The organism is Streptococcus mitis, assembly GCF_002860865.1.
GTDB lineage: Bacteria > Bacillota > Bacilli > Lactobacillales > Streptococcaceae > Streptococcus > Streptococcus mitis_AT.
Map to the genome: position 1 here is coordinate 188,460 of NZ_PKIE01000001.1, position 22,576 is coordinate 211,035.

20 protein-coding genes are annotated in these 22,576 nt (G+C 41.8%); 17 read left to right on the forward strand and 3 right to left on the reverse strand.

Annotated features, from left to right (window positions below; all coding sequences use genetic code 11):
- Positions 1 to 19: 19 nt before the first annotated feature.
- The 7 genes from CYK18_RS00930 to CYK18_RS00960 all read left to right on the forward strand — a co-directional run bounded on the left by CYK18_RS00930 (position 20) and on the right by CYK18_RS00960 (position 11,600).
- Positions 20 to 583 (forward strand): TIGR01440 family protein, encoded by a 564-nt coding sequence (locus tag CYK18_RS00930; protein WP_180947991.1) that lies wholly within the window; start codon positions 20 to 22, stop codon positions 581 to 583.
- 2 nt (positions 584 to 585) lie between these two features.
- Positions 586 to 6,570, forward strand: coding sequence for a ZmpA/ZmpB/ZmpC family metallo-endopeptidase (locus CYK18_RS00935; protein WP_101784586.1), 5,985 nt, complete (start codon positions 586 to 588; stop codon positions 6,568 to 6,570).
- 60 nt (positions 6,571 to 6,630) lie between these two features.
- A complete protein-coding gene (gene pabB, locus CYK18_RS00940; RefSeq protein ID WP_101781352.1) occupies positions 6,631 to 8,352 on the forward strand; it encodes an aminodeoxychorismate synthase component I in 1,722 nt (573 codons plus the stop codon).
- Positions 8,353 to 8,970, forward strand: a complete 618-nt coding sequence (locus CYK18_RS00945) for an alpha/beta fold hydrolase (RefSeq protein WP_101781350.1) — start codon at positions 8,353 to 8,355, stop codon at positions 8,968 to 8,970.
- A 49-nt stretch (positions 8,971 to 9,019) separates the two neighbouring features.
- On the forward strand, positions 9,020 to 9,592 hold the full coding sequence (locus CYK18_RS00950) for an excalibur calcium-binding domain-containing protein (protein WP_101781348.1): 573 nt from the start codon (positions 9,020 to 9,022) through the stop codon (positions 9,590 to 9,592).
- A 111-nt stretch (positions 9,593 to 9,703) separates the two neighbouring features.
- Positions 9,704 to 10,663 (forward strand): ROK family glucokinase, encoded by a 960-nt coding sequence (locus CYK18_RS00955; protein ID WP_101781347.1) that lies wholly within the window; start codon positions 9,704 to 9,706, stop codon positions 10,661 to 10,663.
- Between the two features lie 97 nt (positions 10,664 to 10,760).
- Positions 10,761 to 11,600 carry a thymidylate synthase gene (locus CYK18_RS00960; RefSeq protein WP_101781345.1) on the forward strand — a complete coding sequence of 280 codons (840 nt, stop codon included), beginning with the start codon at positions 10,761 to 10,763 and terminating at the stop codon, positions 11,598 to 11,600.
- 51 nt (positions 11,601 to 11,651) lie between these two features.
- Here CYK18_RS00960 and CYK18_RS00965 read toward each other — a convergent pair whose 3' ends face one another.
- A complete protein-coding gene (locus CYK18_RS00965; protein WP_001051777.1) occupies positions 11,652 to 11,822 on the reverse strand; it encodes a DUF3042 family protein in 171 nt (56 codons plus the stop codon).
- 120 nt (positions 11,823 to 11,942) lie between these two features.
- Here CYK18_RS00965 and miaA point away from each other — a divergent pair, with 120 nt between their 5' ends.
- The 5 genes from miaA to CYK18_RS00990 are packed head-to-tail and all read left to right on the forward strand — an operon-like array spanning position 11,943 to position 16,394.
- Positions 11,943 to 12,827, forward strand: coding sequence for a tRNA (adenosine(37)-N6)-dimethylallyltransferase MiaA (gene miaA, locus CYK18_RS00970; protein WP_101781343.1), 885 nt, complete (start codon positions 11,943 to 11,945; stop codon positions 12,825 to 12,827).
- Positions 12,820 to 14,058: a GTPase HflX gene (gene hflX, locus CYK18_RS00975; RefSeq protein WP_101781341.1), complete on the forward strand. Its 1,239-nt coding sequence runs from the start codon at positions 12,820 to 12,822 to the stop codon at positions 14,056 to 14,058. The genes miaA and hflX overlap by 8 nt, the downstream gene beginning before the upstream one ends.
- Complete coding sequence (locus CYK18_RS00980) at positions 14,051 to 14,674, forward strand: cystathionine beta-lyase (RefSeq protein WP_101781339.1); 624 nt, start codon at positions 14,051 to 14,053, stop codon at positions 14,672 to 14,674. Before hflX ends, CYK18_RS00980 begins: the two co-directional genes overlap by 8 nt.
- Before the next feature lie 14 nt (positions 14,675 to 14,688).
- Positions 14,689 to 15,618 carry a ribonuclease Z gene (rnz, locus tag CYK18_RS00985; protein ID WP_101781337.1) on the forward strand — a complete coding sequence of 310 codons (930 nt, stop codon included), beginning with the start codon at positions 14,689 to 14,691 and terminating at the stop codon, positions 15,616 to 15,618.
- Between the two features lie 20 nt (positions 15,619 to 15,638).
- Positions 15,639 to 16,394 carry an SDR family NAD(P)-dependent oxidoreductase gene (locus CYK18_RS00990; RefSeq protein WP_101781335.1) on the forward strand — a complete coding sequence of 252 codons (756 nt, stop codon included), beginning with the start codon at positions 15,639 to 15,641 and terminating at the stop codon, positions 16,392 to 16,394.
- 53 nt (positions 16,395 to 16,447) lie between these two features.
- On the opposite strand, the gene CYK18_RS00995 is transcribed toward CYK18_RS00990, so the two are convergent.
- A complete protein-coding gene (locus tag CYK18_RS00995; RefSeq protein WP_001222592.1) occupies positions 16,448 to 17,356 on the reverse strand; it encodes a LysR family transcriptional regulator in 909 nt (302 codons plus the stop codon).
- A 63-nt stretch (positions 17,357 to 17,419) separates the two neighbouring features.
- Here CYK18_RS00995 and CYK18_RS01000 point away from each other — a divergent pair, with 63 nt between their 5' ends.
- Together CYK18_RS01000 and CYK18_RS01005 are read left to right on the forward strand one after the other, a co-directional pair.
- Positions 17,420 to 17,689: a YqgQ family protein gene (locus tag CYK18_RS01000; RefSeq protein WP_180947992.1), complete on the forward strand. Its 270-nt coding sequence runs from the start codon at positions 17,420 to 17,422 to the stop codon at positions 17,687 to 17,689.
- Positions 17,689 to 18,072, forward strand: a complete 384-nt coding sequence (locus tag CYK18_RS01005) for a rhodanese-like domain-containing protein (RefSeq protein WP_101784588.1) — start codon at positions 17,689 to 17,691, stop codon at positions 18,070 to 18,072. The genes CYK18_RS01000 and CYK18_RS01005 overlap by 1 nt, the downstream gene beginning before the upstream one ends.
- A 33-nt stretch (positions 18,073 to 18,105) precedes the next feature.
- On the opposite strand, the gene CYK18_RS01010 is transcribed toward CYK18_RS01005, so the two are convergent.
- Positions 18,106 to 18,831 carry a pseudouridine synthase gene (locus CYK18_RS01010; RefSeq protein WP_101784590.1) on the reverse strand — a complete coding sequence of 242 codons (726 nt, stop codon included), beginning with the start codon at positions 18,829 to 18,831 and terminating at the stop codon, positions 18,106 to 18,108.
- 161 nt (positions 18,832 to 18,992) lie between these two features.
- Here CYK18_RS01010 and typA point away from each other — a divergent pair, with 161 nt between their 5' ends.
- From typA to murD, 3 genes are all read left to right on the forward strand, one after another.
- On the forward strand, positions 18,993 to 20,834 hold the full coding sequence (gene typA, locus CYK18_RS01015; RefSeq protein ID WP_000164111.1) for a translational GTPase TypA: 1,842 nt from the start codon (positions 18,993 to 18,995) through the stop codon (positions 20,832 to 20,834).
- Between the two features lie 19 nt (positions 20,835 to 20,853).
- Positions 20,854 to 21,108, forward strand: a complete 255-nt coding sequence (locus CYK18_RS01020; protein ID WP_000262671.1) for a DUF3165 family protein — start codon at positions 20,854 to 20,856, stop codon at positions 21,106 to 21,108.
- A gap of 114 nt (positions 21,109 to 21,222) precedes the next feature.
- Positions 21,223 to 22,575 carry a UDP-N-acetylmuramoyl-L-alanine--D-glutamate ligase gene (gene murD, locus CYK18_RS01025; RefSeq protein ID WP_101784592.1) on the forward strand — a complete coding sequence of 451 codons (1,353 nt, stop codon included), beginning with the start codon at positions 21,223 to 21,225 and terminating at the stop codon, positions 22,573 to 22,575.
- Position 22,576 lies beyond the last annotated feature (1 nt).

Here is a 22,576-nt window from a genome sequence, read left to right on the forward strand (position 1 = left end):
GATAAAAGAGGTATCAAGTATGAAGGAAAAAGACATTCAAAGAGAGACAAGCCAGATTGTAGAAGATGTATTGGAAAAGACCAATTTGAAGCAAGGATCCATCTTTGTTTTAGGCCTTTCCTCTAGTGAAGTGATAGGTGGTCAGATTGGCAAGGAATCCAGCCAAGAAATTGGCGAAATCATTGTGAAGACCATCCTAGATATCTTAGAGGGAAAAGGAATTCATCTAGCTGTTCAAGGTTGTGAACATGTCAATCGGGCCCTCGTTGTTGAACGTCAGGTTGCAGAGCAGTTTGGTCTGGAAATTGTCAGTGTCCTTCCTACACTTCATGCAGGAGGTTCGGGTCAGTTGGCAGCCTTCAAGTTTATGAAGGATCCAGTTGAGGTTGAATTTATCAAGGCTCATGCTGGATTGGATATCGGAGACACTGCAATTGGCATGCATGTCAAGCATGTTCAGGTTCCGATTCGCCCTCTTTTGAGAGAGATTGGTCATGCCCACGTAACGGCGTTGGCTAGTCGTCCAAAATTAATTGGAGGTGCGCGTGCGCATTATCCACAAGATTCTATTAGAAAGTCGTGAAAATGAGAAAAACAAAACAGCAACTAGAAAAAATCACAAAATATTCAATTCGTAAGCTAACTGTTGGGGTCGGTCCTGTAGCCATCGGAGCCTTCCTTTTTGGAGCCAGTGCCCTTTCAGTAGATAAGGTTCAAGCCAATGAAGTTGGCAGTGCTCATAGTGTTCATTACCGTTATTTGGCGGAGCAGGAATTGACCGAGTCTGAAAAAGCCCTGATTCACCATGAGGTTCCTACAGAATTTCAAGATGATGATATTCTCTATGTAGTTTATCGTAAGAAGGCAACTAACAGTCAACAACTTCCATACACAGGAAGTAAGGAACTAGCCTTGGCAGGTCTTGGTTTGGCAACGGCTTCTCTAGCAGTCTTTTTGGTGTCCAAAAAAGGTCGCAAAGAGGTTCTAGGTGTTCTTCTGATTGGTTCTTTAGGAGCTAGCACCTTTGTACCTTATGGAACATTTGCATTTGAAAATAAAGAATTGCTTTCTTATAACCAAACTATTTCGGCCTCAACACATGAAGGTTTGGCTGAAGGGATTATCCATATTGATGGCTATGAATACATTGGATACTTCAAGGAAGCAGAACTCCATCCATCAAGACCAGCTTCAGCTGAGAAGCCTCAGTTGCCAGTAGAAAAGCAAAATGCAAATGAAATCGAGAAAACAGAAGTAGCTCAGGAAAGACCTGCTGTTGCTTCGGAAATTGCCGTCGAAAAACCTGTAGTAGAGACTCCAGTTGCTCCTGCTGTTGAAGAAAAACCAGTTTCTGCGAAGCCTCAGGTTAGACAGGAAGAGAGCTTGGTTGAGATTCCTTTTGAAATGGTCACAAGCCCAGATGCGAATCTAGCAGAAGGACAGACTCGTATCGTCACAGCTGGAGTAAATGGTAAGCGTCGCCTTGTAACCAAAGTTTCGGTGGTTAATGGTCAAGAAGTTAGAGAAGTCATCGAAGACCAAGTGGTTCAAAATCCTGTGTCGCAAGTCATTGCAGTCGGAACCAAGAAAGAGGTGCAACCTGCCCCAACTCCAGTACCACAAGTTGAATCAACTCACCAAGTAGCTAAAGGAACTCAAGAGGAAGGTAAATCAGGCCAAGCCTTAACACAACCGGAATTGCCAGAGGCTCAAGTAGAAGCAAAAGGAACTCAAGAGGAGGGTAAATCAGGCCAAGCCTTAACACAACCGGAATTGCCAGAAGCCCCAGTAGAAGCAAAAGGAACTCAAGAGGCAGGCAAAGAAGGCCAAGCTTTAGTACAGCCAGAACTTTCAGAGGCTACAGTAGAGTCTAAAGGAACTCAAGAAGCAGGTAAGGAAGGTCAATCTTTAACGCAATCGGAACTACCAGAAGCTATAGTAGAGTCTAAAGGAACCCAAGAGGCAGGCAAGGAAGGTCAAGCACTTGTTCAAGATCAATTACCTGAGTACAAAGTAACTGAGGGAACCCTTGTTGAAACATCAACTACAGATTTAGACTACAAAACTGAAACGACTGAGGATCCAACCAAGTATACGGACGAAGAAACTGTCCTACGAAATGGTGAAAAAGGAAGTCAAGTTACAAAAACAACCTATAAAACGGTAGAAGGTGTCAAAACTGACCAAGTTCTTTCAACTAGTACGGAAGTGACCAAGGAGCCTGTAAACCAACAGGTAAGCCGTGGTACAAAACCAATTGAAGGAACTCTTGTAGAAGAAAGTCTTGAAAAGATTCCATTTAAGGAAGTTGTTAAAGAAGATGACCAACTGAAAAAAGGCTTAGAAGTTGTAGCTCAAGAAGGCAAAGAAGGCCAGAAAAAAATCACCAAGACCTTTAATACCATTAAGGGAGTTAAAACAGAAGACGCTCCAAAAGTTACAGAGGAAATCCTTGAGGCACCTCAAGACAAAATTTTGAAACGTGGTACCAAGACCTTTGAAAAACCAGTATTGACCATCACTGCAGTTGAACCTAAGGATTTGAAACGTACTTCAGATGTTAAATACAGTCTAGAAAATCCAAGCAAGGCGGCCATTAAATCTATCACCTTAACTCTGAAAAAAGGTGATGAGATTGTGAAAACATTGAATGTTTCACCTGACAACTTAACAGCTAGCCTGACAGATTTGCAATACTACAAAGATTATAAGATTGAAACTAAGATGGTTTATGACCGTGGTGAAGGCGATGAGGAAGTAGTTCTGAATGAAGAACCTCTAAGAATTGACCTCAAAAAAGTTGAAATCAAAAATATCAAAGAAACAAGCTTGATGAGTGTGGACGCTGACGGTAATGAAACAGATACTAGTTTGCTTACAGAAAAACCAGCTGATGTTGCCCCACTTTATCTACGAGTGACCACTCACGACAACAAGGTTACACGACTTGCTGTTGACAAGATTGAAGAAGTAGAAAAAGACGGAAAAACTTTATATAAAGTTACTGCCAAAGCACCAGACTTAGTTCAACGAAATGCTGAAAATACACTTAGCGAAGAGTATGTTCATTACTTTGAAAAACAAAAAGCAAAAGAAGGTAATGTTTACTACAACTTCAATGAGCTTGTAAAAGATATGAAAGCTAACCCTAGCGGTGAGTTTAAACTTGGTGCAGATCTAAATGCAGCTAATGTACCAACTCCAAATAAAGAGTATGTTCCTGGTACATTTAAAGGTAAGTTATCAAGTGTTGAGGGACAACGTTATTCAATCCACAATATGACACGTCAATTATTTGGTGGTATTGAAGGTGGTTCGGTTAAAGATGTTAACTTGGCTAATGTCGATATTAATATGCCTTGGATTGATAACATTTCTGCTCTTGCTAGAACTGTTAAGAATGCTACTGTTGAGAATATTAAAGTAACTGGTAGCATAACTGGTAGAGATGGAATTGCCGGACTTGTTAACAAATTAGATAACGGCGGACAGCTTACTAATGTTGCTTATATCGGTAAACTTACTGGTGTAGGTGATAGAGGATGGGACTTCGCTGGTATGGTTGGTGAAATCTGGAAAGGTAATGTTAATAAAGGATATGTAGAAGCTGATATAGTTGCTAATAAAGCTCGTATCGGTGGATTTGTCGCTAGATCAGATAACGGTTCTGATCCTAACGGAATTGGTAAATATGGTTCTGTTCGTAACGCTGTTACGAAAGGAACTATTAAGGTAAATACACCTGTTGAAGTAGGTGGTTTCCTTAGTAAGAACTGGGCATGGGGTAAAGTTGCAGACTCTGTGTCTATGATGAAAGTTGAAAATGGTGAAGTGTTCTATGGATCTAAAGATATTGACGAAGATGGTGGATACTTCTCAAATAACGCTTTAGAACGTAACTTTATCGTGAAAGATGTAAGTACAGGTAAACGTTCATTTAAATTCTCTGTTTCTAACCGAATTAAAGAAGTGTCTCAAGATGAAGCTGACCAGAAAATTGCAACATTAGGAATTACAGCTAATGATTATGTTATCAATCCTCTTGTTTCAGATACATTAAATAATGTTAAACCAAAGTCTGACACTTACAAAGATACTCAAGATTACGATGCTTCTCGTGAACTTGCTTATCGTAATGTTGAAAAACTTCAACCGTTCTACAATAAAGAGTGGATTGTAAATCAAGGAAATAAATTAGCTACTGATAGTCCATTAATGACTAAAGAAGTATTGTCTGTGACTGCAATGAAAGGCAATGACTTTGTCACAGACCTTACAGATGCCGACCATATTATGGTTCACTACGCAGATAAGACAAAAGATATCTTTACGATTTCTCCTAAGGACTCTCAAGTTAAGCAAGTAAAAGAATACAGTGTCGCTGAGCTTGGTGAAGTTGTTTACACACCAAACATTGTTGTAAAAGATCGTGCTGACTTAATCAGTGCTATTGAAAGCAAATTAAGCCCTGTTGAATTGCAATCTGACCCGATTTACCAACACTTGGGTAGAACTGGTGGCAATAAAGTCAATGCAATTAAGGACTTGTACCTAGAAGAAAGCTTCAAGTATGTTAAATATAATCTTAATAAATTCGTTACGAAGTTAGTAGAAAATGAAGATCACCAGCTTAACACTGATGAAGCTGCAAAACGTGCCTTGATTAAGAAAATTGATGACAATAAGGCTGCAGTTCTTCTTGGATTAACTTACCTAAATCGTTACTACGGTGTTAAATTCGATGACTTTAACATTAAAGAGTTAATGTTATTCAAACCGGACTTCTACGGTAAGAATGTTAGTGTCCTAGATAGAATCATCAATATTGGTTCTAAAGAAAGTTATATTAAGGGGGACCGCACTCACGATGCCTATCGTGAAGTGATTGCCGGTGCTACTGGTAAAGGTAATTTACATGAGTTCCTGAAATACAATATGGAACTCTTCACAAGTGATACAGACTTAAACGATTGGTTCATAAAAGCAACTAAAGATAATGTATATGTCGTTGAACCGAAGACAACAACTCCTGAATTTGCTGATAAGAAACACAGAGCATACGAAGGATTGAATAATGATGTTCACGGTAAAATGATTCTTCCACTTCTGAATTTAAAAGATGCACATATGTTCTTAATCTCAACATATAACACTATGGCTTACAGTTCATTTGAAAAATACGGTAAGAATACTGCGGAAGAACGCGAAGCATTCAAAGCTGAAATCAATAAAGTCGCTAAAGGTCAACAAAATTACCTAGACTTCTGGTCTCGTCTATCATTAGATAAAGTTCGTAACCAACTGCTCAAGAGCAACAATATGGTACCAACTCCTGTGTTAGATAACCAAAACTACAAAGAAGGTACTGATAAATACGGTCACACTAATAGCGGTAAAGATGTCGCTCCAGTTCGTGAATTGTACGGACCAACAGGTCGTTACCATGCTACTGACTGGCGTATGGGAGCTGTAGCTCGTATCTACGGTAATCCTTATAAGGATGATTCAGTCTTCTTCATGGTTACCAATATGATTAGTGACTTTGGTATCTCAGCCTTCACTCACGAAACGACTCACGTAAATGACCGCATGGTTTACCTAGGTGGTTCTAGACACCGTGAAGGTACTGACCTAGAAGCATTCGCACAAGGTATGTTACAATCTCCTGCTGAAACAAGTCCAAACGGTGATTTCAAAGCACTAGGATTGAACATGGCCTACGAACGTCCAAATGACGGAAACCAATGGTATAATACTAATCCAAACGATCTGACATCTCGTGAAGAAATCGATCACTACATGAAAGGTTTCAATGATACGCTTATGCTTCTTGATTATCTTGAAGGAGAAGCTGTAATTGATAAACACGATAAAGCACTAAACAACGCTTGGTTCAAGAAAGTTGCTAAAAAACTACGTAACGCTAATACGAAGAACCAATACGATGAGGTTCGTGATTTGAATGCAGAAGAAAAAGAATATAACTTAACTTCTGTTAACGACCTAGTAGATAAGAACTTCATGACCAAACACGGTCCTGGTAATGGTACTTATGACCCAACTGGATTTGGCTCTGCCTATGTAACGGTGCCTATCACTGCTGGTATCTATGGTGGTAATACAAGTGAAGGAGCTCCAGGCTCTATGTCATTCAAACATAACACATTCCGTATGTGGGGTTACTTTGGATATGAAAAAGGCTTCTTAAACTACGCTTCTAACATGCTGAAAAATGAGTCTAAACAGGCTGGTCATGCTACTCTAGGTGATGACTTTATCATTAAGAAAGTTTCTGATGGTAAATTTAATACTCTAGAAGATTGGAAGAAAGAATACTTCAAAGAAGTTGTTGATAAAGCGAAAGCAGGATTTAACCCAGTTACAATTGACGGTACTACATACAGTAGTTACGATGACTTGAAGAATGCATTTGCTGCAGCTGTTGATAAAGATAAAGCTACTCTTAAAAATGGATCAGTTAAATTTGATAATACTGTATCACTTAAAGAGAAAATCTTCAAGAAACTTCTTCAACAAACAAATAGCTTTAAAACTTCAATCTTTAAATAATTGAAATCTCTCATCTGCTTTGCGGATGAGGGTTTTCTTAATTTGTGCTATACTTAAGATATGCATAGAAAAACAGTGATTGATTTTAGGGCTTTGGGAGAGAGATACATCTTTACCCAGCCGATTAAAGAGTTGAAAACGAGAAATATAGCAGAAGTGGCAGATTTGCTGGTACAAGTGGAAAGCTACCAAGAGCAAGGCTACTATGTGGTAGGCTATGTTAGCTACGAGGCTGCACCTGCTTTTGAGGAGAAATTAGCAGTTCACAAGGCTCCTCTACTGGGCGAGTACCTGCTATTTTTTACCGTTCATGATAGCGTAGAAACTTCCCCTATTCCTCTGACTTATGATGAGGTTGATTTGCCTTTAAATTGGCAGGAAGTAACGTCTGCAGAGGATTATGAAAAGGCGATTGCTCAGATTCACCATCATTTGCGGCAGGGAGATACCTATCAGGTCAACTATACCGTCCAACTCAAGCAAGATTTAAGTGCTAATCCGTTTGCCATCTACAATCGCATGGTGGTAGAGCAGGAGGCAGGCTATAATGCCTATGTGGAACACGATGAGATGGCAGTGATTTCCATGAGTCCAGAACTCTTTTTTGAGCAAAATGACCGTGAATTGACGACGCGACCAATGAAGGGAACGACTCAGCGTGGCATGACTGACCAAGAAGACTTGGAGCAGGCCAGTTGGTTGGAACAGGACCCCAAAAATCGCTCTGAAAATATGATGATTGTGGACCTCTTGCGCAATGATATGAACCGTATTTCTGAGGTGGGGAGTGAGCACGTGGAGAGTCTTTGCCAAGTAGAACAGTATTCAACGGTTTGGCAGATGACTTCGACTATCAAGAGTCGGTTGCGAGAGGATGTTGACCTTATTGAAATCTTCCGCTCACTCTTTCCTTGTGGTTCCATAACGGGCGCACCGAAAATTGCAACAATGGAGATTATAAAGGACTTGGAACCACAACCGCGTGGAGTCTACTGTGGAACGATTGGTATTTTACTTCCAAATGGACGACGGATTTTTAATGTTGCTATTCGGACCATTCAACTCTACAAGGGGCAAGCTATCTATGGAGTAGGCGGAGGCATTACATGGGATAGCACATGGGAATCTGAATACCGCGAGGTTCATCAAAAGGCAGCTGTTCTCTATCGTAAACAAGATCGTTTCCAACTGATTACTACAGGGGAAATCAGCCAGAAGTGCTTGCTGTTTGAGAATCAACATATAGAAAGACTGAGAAAAGCTAGTCGGTATTTTGCCTTTCCATTTGATTCAGAAAACTTGAAACAAAAGATAGAGGAAGAGTGTCAGGCTTGTGATGCTAATCAAGATTACCGCTTGCGAATCAGCCTTAGCAAGTCTGGAGAGATAGAACTCAGTCGTCAAATCCTAAACCCCCTTAGTTCGCATTTCTGCCAGGCCAAACTTTGTCTGCAGGAATCCAATTTGCAACAAGCCTTTACCTACTTCAAAACGACTCACCGACCGCATTTGAATCTAGGGGAGCAAGAGATTATTTACCACAATAAGTCTGGAGAATTTCTTGAAACCTCTATCGGAAATTTAGTTCTGAAAATCGATGGGAAACTCTACACACCGCCTATCCGACTTGGAATCTTGCCAGGAATTTATCGTCAGCATTTGCTGGAAACAGGACAGGTAGAAGAGAAAGTCTTGACCTTGGCAGACTTAGTCCAAGCAGAAGCTATTTACGGCTGTAATGCAGTGAGAGGCTTGTATGAATTAAGCCTAGAGGAGAACTAGATGAAACTGGTATTTTTACACGGTTTAGGGCAGTCAGCAGAGAGTTGGAAAGAAGTTCGGAATCTACTGACAGATTATCCTTCTGAGGCTATCGAGTTATTTCCTTCTGGAGTTAGCAGCTATCAAAAAGCCAAGGAGCGAGTTTATCAACACCTAGCTCAAGAGACAGAACCTTTTGTTTTGATTGGATTGTCCTTAGGTGCTGCCCTGGCACTAGAATTTTCCAGTTACGATTTACCAAATCTCCGAGCTTTGGTTCTATCAGGATGCCCGCTTAAATTAGCAGGGAATATCCTATTTTATCTTCAGTTGCTGATTTTTAAACTACTTCCTAAAAGGGTATTTGAAAAACAGGGAGCAGATAAGACTCTTATGGTCGGAGTTTCTGAGGAATTGAAGACACTTGATTTAACGGATATAGCAGGGATTTGCCCCTATCCAACCTTACTAATTTGTGGCAGCAAAGATAAACCGAATCTTAGTTCTATGAGAAGTCTTCATAAACTAATATCAGAATCCCAATTTCAGATTATCCCAGATGGCCCTCATGTCTTGAATAAGGAAAAACCAAAGGAGTTTGTAGAAAATACCAGAAGTTTCCTTGAATTGCTGAAATAAGTTTGATAAAATAATATTAAAATCGATAACATTCCTATAGGAGAAAGTAATGAACAAACGTCTATTTTTTAAAATGAGTTTGGCGACGTTGTCAGTTTTAGCTTTGTTTTCACAACCAGTTTTAGCAGAAGAAAACATCCATTTTTCTAGCTGTAAGGAAGCTTGGGCTAATGGCTATTCAGATCTTCATGAGGGAGACTCTGGTTATTCTGCCAAGTTAGACCGCGATCATGATGGTGTGGCTTGCGAATTGAAAAATGCCCCTAAGGGCGCCTTTAAATCAAAACAAGCAACTGTGGCTCAAACTGATACAAGTTCAGCAATAACAAGTGGTTGGGTTAAGCAGGACGGTGCTTGGTATTACTTTGATGAAAATGGAAATTCAGTGAAAAATGCTTGGCAGGGAAGCTATTATCTGAAAGCAGACGGAAAAATGGCCCAGAGCGAATGGATTTATGATGATTCTTATCAGGCTTGGTATTACTTGAAATCAGATGGATCTTATGCTTACAGTACATGGCAAGGAAATTACTATTTGAAATCAGATGGTAAAATGGCTAAAAATGAGCGAGTTGATGGAGGCCGTTATTATGTAGATGCTTCAGGTCTCTGGAAACCATAAGTCAGGATAAAATCCAGAAAGTTAATGCAAACCTTTGCATAAGCAACTAAAATTTGTTATACTAGTACTGTAAGCATTTTCAATTAATTCACAAAGTAAAAGGAGAATATGATGAGTCAAAAGATTATTGGGATTGACCTTGGTGGAACTTCTATCAAATTTGCAATCTTGACAACAGCAGGAGAAATCCAAGAAAAATGGTCTATCAAGACCAACATTTTGGATGAGGGAAGTCATATCGTAGATGATATGATTGAGTCTATTCAACATCGTTTGGACTTGCTTGGATTGGCAGCAGCAGACTTCCAAGGAATTGGGATGGGATCACCAGGTGTGGTTGACCGTGAAAAGGGAACTGTTATTGGTGCTTACAACCTCAACTGGAAAACCCTTCAACCGATTAAAGAAAAAATTGAAAAAGCCTTGGGCATTCCATTCTTCATCGATAATGATGCCAATGTGGCAGCTCTTGGTGAACGTTGGATGGGTGCTGGTGATAACCAACCAGACGTTGTCTTTATGACACTTGGTACTGGTGTTGGTGGCGGTATCGTCGCAGAAGGCAAATTGCTTCACGGTGTTGCTGGTGCAGCAGGTGAGCTTGGCCATATCACTGTTGACTTTGATCAACCAATCGTATGTACTTGTGGTAAGAAAGGTTGCCTTGAGACAGTTGCTTCAGCAACAGGGATTGTTAACTTGACTCGTCGCTATGCCGATGCATATGAAGGCGATGCAGCCTTGAAACGCTTGATTGATAACGGAGAAGAAGTAACTGCTAAGACTGTCTTTGATCTCGCAAAAGAAGGAGACGACCTTGCTTTGATCGTTTACCGTAACTTCTCACGCTACTTGGGAATCGCTTGTGCCAACATCGGTTCAATCCTCAACCCATCAACAATCGTTATCGGTGGTGGTGTATCAGCTGCGGGAGAATTCCTTCTACAAGGTGTTCAAAAAGTCTACGACGAAAATAGCTTCCCACAAGTACGCACATCCACTAAATTGGCTCTTGCAACTCTAGGAAATGACGCTGGAGTTATCGGAGCAGCATCACTTGTATTGCAGTAAAATAAAAAAGGAGAAAATTGCTTTCCATAAGCGAGTGATTTTCCTCCTTTCTTTTTTTATGCTATACTAGTTAGGACAATAAATGAGGTGAGAGTAAATGACAAAAGCAGATACGATTTTTAAAGAGAATATTGAACGAATCCTCAAAGACGGTGTCTTTTCTGAGCAGGCTCGTCCTAAGTACAAGGATGGGACAGTTGCCAATTCTAAGTACGTAACGGGTGCCTTTGCAGAGTATGACTTGGCCAAGGGGGAATTCCCCATCACAACCTTGCGTCCTATAGCTATCAAATCCGCCATCAAGGAAGTGCTCTGGATTTACCAAGACCAGTCAAATAGCCTAGACGTGCTTAATGACAAGTACAATGTTCACTACTGGAATGACTGGGAAGTGGGAGATACAGGGACCATTGGTGAGCGTTACGGGGCTGTCGTTAAGAAACACGACATCATCAATAAGCTTCTCAAGCAGTTGGAAGCAAATCCTTGGAACCGCCGCAATATTATCTCTCTCTGGGATTACCAAGCTTTCGAAGAAACAGAAGGGCTGCTTCCATGCGCCTTTCAGACCATGTTTGATGTTCGTCGTGTAGATGGGGAAATCTATCTGGATGCGACCTTGACTCAGCGTTCGAATGACATGCTGGTGGCCCACCACATCAATGCTATGCAGTACGTAGCTCTTCAAATGATGATTGCCAAGCATTTCGGCTGGAAGGTTGGAAAGTTCTTCTACTTTATCAACAACCTCCATATCTATGACAATCAATTTGAACAAGCTCAGGAATTGCTTCGTCGCGAGCCGTCAAATTGCCAACCACGTTTGGTTTTGAATGTTCCTGATGGAACTAATTTCTTTGATATCAAAGCAGAAGATTTTGAGTTGGTGGATTATGACCCTGTCAAACCACAGTTGAAGTTTGATTTAGCTATTTAAAAGAATAGAAAAAAAGAAGTTGAGATAATGAATCCCAACTTCTTTTATTTCCTAACGTGATACGCGGCGACGAGCTGCTTTTTTACGGTTTTCTTCGATGAAAGCTGCTTTTTGCTCCTCTGGTTCAATCACTTTCTTTTTAAATGCGTATACTGCACCTGCAAGTGCAGCGACAGTTCCTGCGACACCTGTTACAAGACCTTTAGCGAATCCTTTAGCCATGAGTCTTCCTCCTTTATATTCTCAATCAGCCAGCCTCCTCAAGAGGTCACATTTTTCTGACTGACCTTTTTGTGTTATAATAATAGTAACGAAAAAATGGGAATTTTTCAAGGAAAAAAGATGAAAACAAAAATAATTGTGATTGTTGGACCGACTGCTGTTGGAAAAACAGCCCTTGCCATTGAAGTGGCCAAGCGTTTTAATGGCGAAGTGGTTAGTGGAGATAGCCAGCAAGTCTATCGAGGACTTGATATTGGGACGGCTAAGGCTAGTCCAGAAGAGCAGGCAGCTGTTCCTCATCATTTGATTGATGTTAGAGAGGTAACCGAGTCTTACTCGGCTTTTGATTTTGTTTCAGAAGCTAAGATGGCTATTGAGGATATTCACAGCCGTGGTAAGCTTGCCATTATCGCTGGTGGAACTGGGCTTTATATCCAGAGCTTGTTAGAAGGCTACCATCTGGGTGGAGAGACTCCCCATGAGGAGATTTTGGACTATCGAGCTAGTTTAGAACCCTATACAGATGAGGAATTAGCTCATTTGGTGGAGCAAGCTGGCCTTGAGATTCCCCAGTTTAATCGTCGTCGTGCTATGCGTGCCTTGGAAATCGCCCATTTTGGTCAGGATTTGGAAAATCAAGAGACATTGTATGAACCGCTGATTATCTGCTTGGACGATGAGCGCAGTCAGCTTTATGAGCGTATCAATCGCCGAGTGGATTTGATGTTTGAGGCTGGGCTTTTGGATGAAGCCAAGTGGCTTTTTGACCATTATCCAGATGTGCAGGCGGCTAAAGGGATTGGTTACAAGGAACTCTTTCCTTATTTCCGTGGAGAGCAGACCTTGGAAGAAGCCAGTGAGAGTCTCAAACAGGCTACTCGTCGTTTTGCCAAGCGTCAGCTGACCTGGTTCCGTAATCGCATGCAGGTCACCTTTTATCAGATTGGAGAAACTGGTGTAAAAGACCGCATTTTAAGCCAGATAGAGGAGTTTTTAGATGATTGAAACGGAGAAAAAAGAGGAACGGATTCTGCTCATTGGCGTGGAATTGCAGGGCATGGACAATTTTGACCTCTCCATGGAAGAATTGGCCAGTTTAGCCAAGACAGCTGGGGCAGTTGTTGTCGATAGCTACAGACAAAAACGTGAAAAGTATGACTCCAAGACCTTTGTCGGCTCTGGTAAGTTAGAAGAAATTGCTCTCATGGTGGATGCAGAAGAAATTACCACTGTCATCGTCAACAACCGTCTGACCCCAAGGCAAAATGTCAATCTAGAAGAAATTCTGGGTGTTAAGGTCATTGACCGTATGCAGTTGATTTTGGATATCTTTGCCATGCGAGCTCGAAGCCATGAAGGGAAGCTCCAAGTTCACCTAGCCCAGCTCAAATATCTCTTGCCTCGCTTGGTTGGTCAGGGGATTATGCTCAGCCGTCAGGCTGGGGGAATTGGTTCCCGTGGACCAGGTGAGAGCCAGCTGGAGCTGAACCGTCGTAGTGTTCGCAATCAAATCACGGATATTGAGCGCCAGCTCAAGGTGGTTGAGAAAAATCGGGCCACAGTCAGAGAAAAACGTCTGGAGTCCAGTACCTTTAAGATTGGTTTGATTGGTTATACCAATGCTGGGAAGTCAACTATTATGAACACCTTGACCAGTAAGATCCAGTATGAGGCTGATGAGCTCTTTGCGACTCTGGATGCGACGACTAAGAGTATCCATCTGGGAGGCAATCTTCAGGTGACCTTGACTGATACCGTGGGCTTTATCCAAGATTTGCCGACAGAGTTGGTGTCTAGTTTCAAATCAACCTTGGAAGAAAGCAAGAATGTGGACCTTCTGGTTCATGTCATTGATGCCAGCAATCCTTACCACGAGGAACATGAGAAAACAGTTCTTTCCATCATGAAAGACTTGGACATGGAGGATATTCCTCGCCTGACCCTGTATAATAAAGCGGATTTGGTCGAAGATTTTACGCCGACCCAAACTCCTTATGCCCTCATTTCTGCCAAGTCTGAGGATAGTCGTGAGAATTTGCAGTCTTTGTTTTTAGAGAAAATTAAGGAGATTTTTGAGAGATTTACCCTACGCGTGCCTTTTTCAAAATCCTACAAGATTCATGTTTTGGAAAGTGTAGCGATTCTTGAAGAACGCGATTATCAGGATGACGGTGAAGTCGTTACAGGCTACATTTCTGAGAAAAATAAATGGAGGTTAGAAGAATTTTATGACTGATATTAAAACTTTAGCTCTAAAGTATGGAGGTTATACAAGTCTGGATAAGGTCTATCTGGATCAGCTCCTAGCTGGTAAAACAGAGCAGGAGCAACTAGCCCTCATTACCCCTCCGCCAAGTGTGGTCAATGCCTACTTTGCAGAACTCTACCAGAAAAAAAGTCCTGAGGCTGCGACGGATTATTTTGCGGAAGTCAGTCAGGAACTGAATCTTTACAATACTGAGCCAAGTTTTACCATAGAAAATAAGCCTTTTATCCGTCTGAACCTATCTGGCAAATCCTTTGGTTTCTGCTATGAGAGTGAGGGTCTTGGTCGAATTTTTTCTGAAAATAAAGAGGTAATCTCGGATGACTTGCTCTTTGAGGTTGCGCAAATTTTCCCCCATCAACTGGTCTTTGAGAAGTCTGGAAAGATTTACATGAAGGCTGTTGGAGATGAGGAAGTTGTTAGCATGGAGAGTCTCACAGCTTTGACTGATTTGGAAAGCTTGGCTGATGGTCGTAAACGTCTCAAAGGCTACAGTCAAGAGGAGTTATTGCAAGAAGCTAGAGCTTTTACTGGCAAGCGATATTTCCGATCGGAAAACCGCACAGCCATGTTATATTTTGATTAATTAGAAAGTATCGAATGGATATTCAATTTTTAGGAACGGGGGCAGGTCAGCCCTCTAAAGCCCGCAACGTTTCCAGTCTCGCCCTGAAACTCTTGGACGAGATTAACGAAGTTTGGCTCTTTGACTGTGGAGAAGGTACGCAAAATCGTATTCTTGAAACCACGATTCGACCACGTAAGGTCAGCAAAATCTTTATCACCCATCTGCATGGAGACCACATTTTTGGCTTGCCTGGTTTCCTTTCTAGCCGTGCTTTTCAGGCCAATGAAGAGCAGACAGATTTGGAAATCTATGGACCTCAAGGAATCAAGTCCTTTGTCTTAACCAGCCTTCGTGTGTCAGGTTCACGCCTGCCCTATAAGATTCATTTCCATGAATTTGACCAAGATTCTCTAGGAAAAATCCTTGAGACCGATAAATTCATTGTCTATGCAGAAGAGCTGGACCACACTATTTTCTGTGTTGGCTATCGTGTCATGCAAAAGGACTTGGAAGGAACGCTGGATGCTGAAAAGCTCAAGGCTGCTGGTGTCCCATTTGGCCCACTTTTTGGGAAAATCAAAAACGGCCAGGATGTAGTTCTCGAAGACGGTACTGAGATCAAGGCAGCAGACTATATCTCAGCTCCCCGTCCAGGTAAGATTATCACCATTCTGGGTGACACCCGCAAAACCAATGCCAGTGTGCGTCTGGCTGTCAATGCTGATGTCCTTGTCCATGAATCCACTTATGGCAAGGGCGATGAAAAAATTGCTCGTAATCACGGCCACTCAACTAATATACAGGCAGCACAGGTTGCAGTAGAAGCAGGTGCCAAACGCCTCTTACTCAACCACATCAGTGCTCGTTTCCTCTCAAAAGATATCAGCAAGCTCAAGAAAGATGCTGCTAGTGTTTTTGAAAATGTCCATGTGGTCAAAGACTTGGAAGAAGTGGAAATCTAAATGATTGAGAAAGGATAAATATGCCTACTATTCTCATTACAGGAGCTAGCGGTGGTTTAGCCCAAGAAATGGTCAAACTCTTGCCAAATGACCAACTCATCTTGCTTGGTAGAAATAAGGAAAAATTAGTCCAACTCTACGGAAACCATCCCCATGCAGAATTGATTGAAATCGATATTACCGATGACTCAGCCTTAGAAACTCTGGTAACAGACCTCTATCTCCGCTATGGCAAGATTGATGTCTTAATTAACAATGCTGGTTACGGGATTTTTGAAGAATTTGACCAGATTTCCGACCAAGATATTCACCAGATGTTTGAGGTCAATACCTTTGCCCTGATGAATCTATCTCGACGCCTTGCGGCCCGTATGAAGGACAGTCGAAAAGGTCATATCATCAATATCGTCAGTATGGCAGGTTTGATTGCTACTGGCAAGTCAAGTCTTTACTCAGCGACCAAGTTTGCGGCCATTGGTTTTTCAAATGCTCTGCGTCTCGAACTCATGCCTCATGGTGTTTATGTAACGACGGTCAATCCAGGACCAATCCGTACAGGATTTTTCGACCAAGCCGACCCAGATGGCACCTATCTCAAATCGGTTGAACGTTTCCTGCTAGAACCAGATGCTGTCGCGCAAAAGATTGTCAAGATTATAGGAAAAAACAAACGAGAACTCAATCTACCGATGTTGTTGAACCTAGCCCATAAGTTTTATAGTCTCTTTCCCAAGCTAGCTGATAAGTTGGCAGGGGAGACTTTTAATTATAAGTAAAAAGAACCAATGTGCAGGTTGTTGCTAGCCTACATATTGGTTCTTATCATTTCTCAACTATCAAACTGGACTTCTTCTAGGAGATAGTCGATAAAGCGTTCGCCCATCTTAGATAGGCTGGTTTTCTCATGCTGGATATAGACCAGCTCAATTGGGTCGTCAATATCCAATGGGATGGAAACGATGTTGTCTCCGTTAAGATTACTGTTCAAAATCCCTGTCGCAATGGTGTAACCATCCAAACCAATCAAGAGATTAAAAAGGGTAGCACGGTCACTAACCACAATGGATTTCTTGTGGTGCTCTTGGGAAAGGATTTCCTCTGAAAAGTAGAAGGAGTTGTGTGTCCCTTGGTCATAACTGAGATAAGGGAAGTTTTCCAAATCAGATAGTTTCACCTTATCTTTCTTTGCTAGAGGGTTGGTCTTGCTGACAAAGATATGCGGTTGCGCCGTGAAGAGATGGTGAGCCAGCAGGTGATTGTCATCCAGCATCTTGGTTAAAACATCACGGTTGTAGCTGTTTAAAAATAGGACACCGACCTCACTACGGAAGTTCTTGACGTCGTCGATAATCTCCCAAGTCCGAGTTTCACGAAGGAAGAGCTCGTATTTCTCCATATCACTTTTCTTGAGCAGAGAGACAAAGGCATTGACTACAAAGGCATAGTGTTGAGACGAAACGCTAAAGAGTTCGCGGTGGGCGACAGGATTTTTATAGCGTTCCTCCAGAAGCTGGGTCTGCTCGACAACCTGACGGGCATAGGAGAGAAACTCCATGCCATCACGGGTCAAGGTGATACCCTTGGGATTGCGGATAAAGATCTCAATGCCCATTTCATTTTCCAAATCTCTCACAGCATTAGAAAGACTGGGTTGGGTGATAAAGAGTTGCTTGGCTGCCTCATTCATGGAGCCTGTTTCGACGATTTTGATAATATAATGTAATTGTTGAATTCTCATGTTTTTATTGTACCACACTTGCGTCAGAATCGCCAAAGAAGATAGGAAAATCAGGAGCATTGTGTGAGTCTCTTCTTGAAAAAAACACAAAATTTTGCTAAAATGAGTCTTATGAAAACATTCTATGATGTGCAGCAGTTCCTCAAACAATTTGGTATTATTGTTTACATGGGAAAACGCTTATATGATATTGAACTGATGAAGTTGGAGCTCTCACGGATTTACGATGCAGGGTTGATGGACAAATTAGACTATCTAGAAGCAGAAGCGGTTCTTCGCAGAGAGCACAAGGTAGAATTGGATTATATTGAGAAAAATGGAGAAATGAACTAATGGTTACTTGGATTTTGTGGGCACTTATACTAGCAATGTTGGCGTGGATGGGCTTTAACTATCTTCGTATTCGTCGTGCGGCTAAAATTGTGGATAATGAGGAATTTGAAGCCTTGATTCGTACGGGTCAATTGATTGATTTGCGCGACCCAGCAGAGTTCCACAGAAAACATATCCTTGGGGCCCGCAATATTCCTTCAAGTCAGTTGAAGACTAGTCTTGTAGCCCTACGTAAGGATAAACCTGTCCTTCTTTACGAAAATCAACGTGCGCAACGGGTTACAAATGCAGCCCTTTACTTGAAAAAACAAGGTTTTTCTGAGATTTATATCCTTTCTTATGGTTTGGATTCTTGGAAAGGGAAAGTCAAAGTTGAGAAATAAGAAAACGAGCTTGGATATTTCCGAGCTCATTTTTTAACCACTTTTTCTGAGAAATTCACGAATGCTTGCTAATTCTTGGGAGTTTAGGGGGCGATAGTCTCCCTCTTGAAGATTGTCATCCAAGCTCCAAGGACCAAAATGGGTACGTTTAAGGGAGGTTACCTTAACACCAACCGAGAGGAACATTTTCTTGACCTGATGAAATTTCCCCTCTGAAATGGTGATGGAGGCTTGGCTGTGGGAAGGACTTGCAGATAGAATCTCTAGTCTTGCAGGTTTACAGACAGTACCATCTAAAAAAATAATCCCTTTTTGAAAGGCTTGGATATGAGCAGGTGTCAGGAGTCCATTAACCTCAACTTGATAAGTTTTATCTACATGATACTGAGGATGAAGGAGTTGAAAGCCCAAAGGACCGTTATCGGTCAAGAGGAGGAGTCCAGTCGTATCTCGGTCCAGTCGGCCGACGGCATAGAGCTTGTTAGACTGGATGTCAGGTAACAGCAGGTCCATGACAGTTGGAAGTTCCTTGTCTTTGTTGGCTGTAACGACACCAGCAGGTTTATGAAGCATAAGATAGGTGTGTTCATAGCCTCGAATGATTTGGTCCTGAAAAAGGAGTTCCTGTAGTCCTGTATCGATATTCTGGGCTAGGCAGTGGGCTGGGCAACCATCGACTAGAATTTTCCCTTTAAGTAAGGCTTGTTTCATGGCCTTTCTGCTGATTTTTTCTTGGGCTAATAAATTATCTAAACGCATACTGTGCCTATCTTATCATAAGTCGCTTGCTTTGAAAAGGCTTGACGTGAAAAGAAAAGAAGAGTGAAAACATTTACACTTGCTTGAATTATGTTATTTACCTGAAATTATGGTATAATCGTTCAGTTAGAAAATAAATTTTGAATATTATAGAGGAAATCATGACAAAATTAAGAGAAGATATCCGTAACATTGCGATTATCGCCCACGTTGACCACGGTAAAACAACCCTCGTTGACGAATTATTGAAACAATCAGAAACGCTTGATGCACGTACTGAATTGGCTGAGCGTGCTATGGACTCAAACGATATCGAAAAAGAGCGTGGAATTACCATCCTTGCTAAAAATACAGCCGTTGCCTACAACGGAACTCGTATCAACATCATGGACACACCAGGACACGCGGACTTCGGTGGAGAAGTTGAGCGTATCATGAAAATGGTTGACGGTGTTGTCTTGGTCGTAGATGCTTACGAAGGAACAATGCCACAGACTCGTTTCGTATTGAAAAAAGCCTTGGAACAAGACCTTGTCCCAATCGTGGTTGTTAACAAAATCGATAAGCCATCAGCTCGTCCAGCAGAAGTAGTGGACGAAGTCTTGGAACTCTTCATCGAACTTGGTGCAGATGACGACCAGCTTGATTTCCCAGTGGTGTATGCTTCTGCGATCAACGGAACTTCTTCATTGTCAGATGATCCAGCTGACCAAGAAGCGACTATGGCACCAATCTTTGACACGATTATTGACCATATCCCAGCTCCAGTAGATAACTCAGATGAGCCTTTACAGTTCCAAGTGTCACTTTTGGACTACAACGACTTCGTTGGACGTATCGGTATCGGTCGTGTCTTCCGTGGTACTGTTAAGGTTGGGGACCAAGTTACCCTTTCTAAACTTGACGGCACCACTAAAAACTTCCGTGTTACAAAACTATTCGGTTTCTTTGGTTTGGAACGTCGTGAAATCCAAGAAGCAAAAGCAGGTGACTTGATTGCCGTTTCAGGTATGGAAGATATCTTTGTCGGTGAAACCATCACTCCTACAGATGCAGTTGAAGCTCTTCCAATCCTACACATCGATGAGCCAACTCTTCAAATGACTTTCTTGGTCAACAACTCACCATTTGCTGGTAAAGAAGGTAAATGGGTAACTTCTCGTAAGGTGGAAGAACGCTTGCAGGCCGAATTGCAAACAGACGTTTCCCTTCGTGTTGACCCAACTGATTCACCAGATAAATGGACTGTTTCAGGACGTGGAGAATTGCACTTGTCAATCCTTATCGAAACAATGCGTCGTGAGGGATATGAACTTCAAGTATCTCGTCCAGAAGTTATCGTAAAAGAAATCGATGGTGTCAAATGTGAGCCATTTGAACGTGTTCAAATCGACACTCCAGAAGAATACCAAGGTTCTGTTATCCAAAGCCTTTCTGAACGTAAGGGTGAAATGTTGGATATGATTTCAACTGGTAATGGTCAAACTCGTTTGGTCTTCCTTGTTCCAGCGCGTGGTTTGATTGGATACTCAACTGAGTTCTTGTCAATGACTCGTGGTTACGGTATCATGAACCATACCTTCGACCAATACTTGCCATTGATTCCAGGGGAAATTGGTGGTCGTCACCGTGGTGCCCTTGTTTCTATCGATGCTGGTAAGGCTACAACTTACTCTATCATGTCTATCGAAGAACGTGGTACGATCTTTGTCAACCCAGGTACTGAAGTTTACGAAGGAATGATCATCGGTGAAAACTCTCGTGAAAACGACTTGACAGTGAACATCACTAAGGCGAAACAAATGACCAACGTTCGTTCAGCTACTAAGGACCAAACAGCTGTTATCAAGACACCTCGTATCTTGACACTTGAAGAGTCCCTTGAGTTCTTGAACGACGATGAGTACATGGAAGTAACGCCTGAGTCTATCCGTTTGCGTAAACAAATCCTTAACAAGGCAGAGCGTGAGAAAGCTAACAAGAAGAAAAAATCAGCTGAATAAGAGCTAGAAAGAGATAAAGATGGTTTATTTAATCATAGGACTCCTCTTATTACTACTCTATGTATTTGCGACACCAGAAAGCATTAAAGGGACAGTCAACATCGTTCTTGTCGTCTTTGCTTTCGTAGCACTTTTGATTTTGCTGATGCTGTCTGTCCTGCAAATTTTTCAGCTACCGACAGAATTCTTTATCGCAATCGCCATGCTCTTCCTAGCATACTTTAGCTTGCGAGATATTACCCTCATGTCGGTCCATAAAAGTAAAAGAAGATAAAAAGAGAGTTTTGGCTCTCTTTTTGCTTGTTAGAATGCTGAATCTGAGCATTTTCGTTTAGAATTATTTCCATAAAAATGGTAAAATAGTAAGAGTAGAAATGGAGTTCGAGACATGAAAGTAATAGATCAATTTAAAAATAAGAAAGTCCTTGTTTTAGGTTTGGCCAAGTCTGGCGAATCTGCAGCTCGTTTGTTGGACAAGCTAGGTGCCATTGTGACAGTAAATGATGGGAAGCCTTTTGAGGACAATCCAGCTGCCCAAAGTTTGCTGGAAGAAGGGATCAAGGTTGTCACAGGTGGCCATCCTTTGGAACTCTTGGATGAAGAGTTCGCCCTTATGGTGAAAAATCCAGGTATCCCATACAGTAATCCTATGATTGAAAAGGCTTTGGCCAAGGGAATTCCAGTCTTGACTGAGGTGGAATTGGCTTACTTGATTTCAGAAGCGCCAATTATCGGTATCACAGGTTCGAACGGTAAAACAACCACAACGACCATGATTGGGGAAGTTTTGACTGCTGCTGGTCAACATGGTCTCTTATCAGGAAATATCGGCTATCCAGCTAGTCAAGTGGCCCAAACTGTATCAGACAAGGACACTCTTGTTATGGAACTTTCTTCTTTCCAACTGATGGGTGTTCAAGAATTCCATCCAGAGATTGCGGTTATTACCAACCTCATGCCAACTCATATCGACTACCATGGGTCATTTGAGGAATATGTAGCAGCCAAGTGGAATATCCAGAACAAGATGACAGCGGCTGATTTCCTTGTCTTGAACTTTAATCAAGACTTGGCAAAAGAATTGGCAAGAAAAACACAAGCTACAGTTGTACCATTATCAACACAGGAAAAGGTTGATGGAGCTTATCTGGAAGATGGTCAACTCTACTTCCGTGGGGAAGTGGTCATGGCAGCGAGTGAAATCGGGGTTCCAGGTAGCCACAATGTGGAAAATGCCCTGGCGACTATTGCAGTAGCTAAACTTCGTGGTGTGGATAACCAAACCATCAAGGAAACTCTTTCAGCCTTTGGTGGTGTCAAACACCGTCTCCAATTTGTGGATGAAATCAAGGGTGTTAAGTTCTATAATGATAGCAAGTCAACCAATATCTTGGCTACTCAAAAAGCCTTGTCAGGATTTGACAACAGCAAGGTGGTCTTGATTGCAGGTGGTTTGGACCGTGGCAATGAGTTTGACGAATTGATTCCAGATATTACTGGACTCAAGAAGATGGTCATCCTTGGTCAGTCTGCAGAACGTGTCAAACGGGCAGCGGATAAGGCTGGTGTAGCTTATGTGGATGCGACTGATATTGCAGATGCGACCCGCAAGGCCTATGAACTTGCGACTCAAGGAGATGTAGTCCTTCTCAGTCCTGCCAATGCTAGCTGGGATATGTATGCTAACTTTGAAGTACGTGGCGACCTCTTTATCGACACAGTAGCGGAGTTAAAGGAATAAT

Coding starts and splice junctions, on each gene's coding strand:
- hflX (WP_101781341.1), top strand. CDS start 12,820: ATGATTGAAACGGAGAAAAAAGAGGAACGGATTCTGCTCATTGGCGTG.
- CYK18_RS00955 (WP_101781347.1), top strand. CDS start 9,704: ATGAGTCAAAAGATTATTGGGATTGACCTTGGTGGAACTTCTATCAAA.
- CYK18_RS00980 (WP_101781339.1), top strand. CDS start 14,051: ATGACTGATATTAAAACTTTAGCTCTAAAGTATGGAGGTTATACAAGT.
- murD (WP_101784592.1), top strand. CDS start 21,223: ATGAAAGTAATAGATCAATTTAAAAATAAGAAAGTCCTTGTTTTAGGT.
- CYK18_RS01010 (WP_101784590.1), bottom strand. CDS start 18,831: ATGCGTTTAGATAATTTATTAGCCCAAGAAAAAATCAGCAGAAAGGCC.
- rnz (WP_101781337.1), top strand. CDS start 14,689: ATGGATATTCAATTTTTAGGAACGGGGGCAGGTCAGCCCTCTAAAGCC.
- CYK18_RS00930 (WP_180947991.1), top strand. CDS start 20: ATGAAGGAAAAAGACATTCAAAGAGAGACAAGCCAGATTGTAGAAGAT.
- CYK18_RS00935 (WP_101784586.1), top strand. CDS start 586: ATGAGAAAAACAAAACAGCAACTAGAAAAAATCACAAAATATTCAATT.
- miaA (WP_101781343.1), top strand. CDS start 11,943: ATGAAAACAAAAATAATTGTGATTGTTGGACCGACTGCTGTTGGAAAA.
- CYK18_RS00995 (WP_001222592.1), bottom strand. CDS start 17,356: ATGAGAATTCAACAATTACATTATATTATCAAAATCGTCGAAACAGGC.
- CYK18_RS01020 (WP_000262671.1), top strand. CDS start 20,854: ATGGTTTATTTAATCATAGGACTCCTCTTATTACTACTCTATGTATTT.
- CYK18_RS01005 (WP_101784588.1), top strand. CDS start 17,689: ATGGTTACTTGGATTTTGTGGGCACTTATACTAGCAATGTTGGCGTGG.
- CYK18_RS00950 (WP_101781348.1), top strand. CDS start 9,020: ATGAACAAACGTCTATTTTTTAAAATGAGTTTGGCGACGTTGTCAGTT.
- CYK18_RS00945 (WP_101781350.1), top strand. CDS start 8,353: ATGAAACTGGTATTTTTACACGGTTTAGGGCAGTCAGCAGAGAGTTGG.
- CYK18_RS00960 (WP_101781345.1), top strand. CDS start 10,761: ATGACAAAAGCAGATACGATTTTTAAAGAGAATATTGAACGAATCCTC.
- typA (WP_000164111.1), top strand. CDS start 18,993: ATGACAAAATTAAGAGAAGATATCCGTAACATTGCGATTATCGCCCAC.
- CYK18_RS00965 (WP_001051777.1), bottom strand. CDS start 11,822: ATGGCTAAAGGATTCGCTAAAGGTCTTGTAACAGGTGTCGCAGGAACT.
- CYK18_RS00990 (WP_101781335.1), top strand. CDS start 15,639: ATGCCTACTATTCTCATTACAGGAGCTAGCGGTGGTTTAGCCCAAGAA.
- pabB (WP_101781352.1), top strand. CDS start 6,631: ATGCATAGAAAAACAGTGATTGATTTTAGGGCTTTGGGAGAGAGATAC.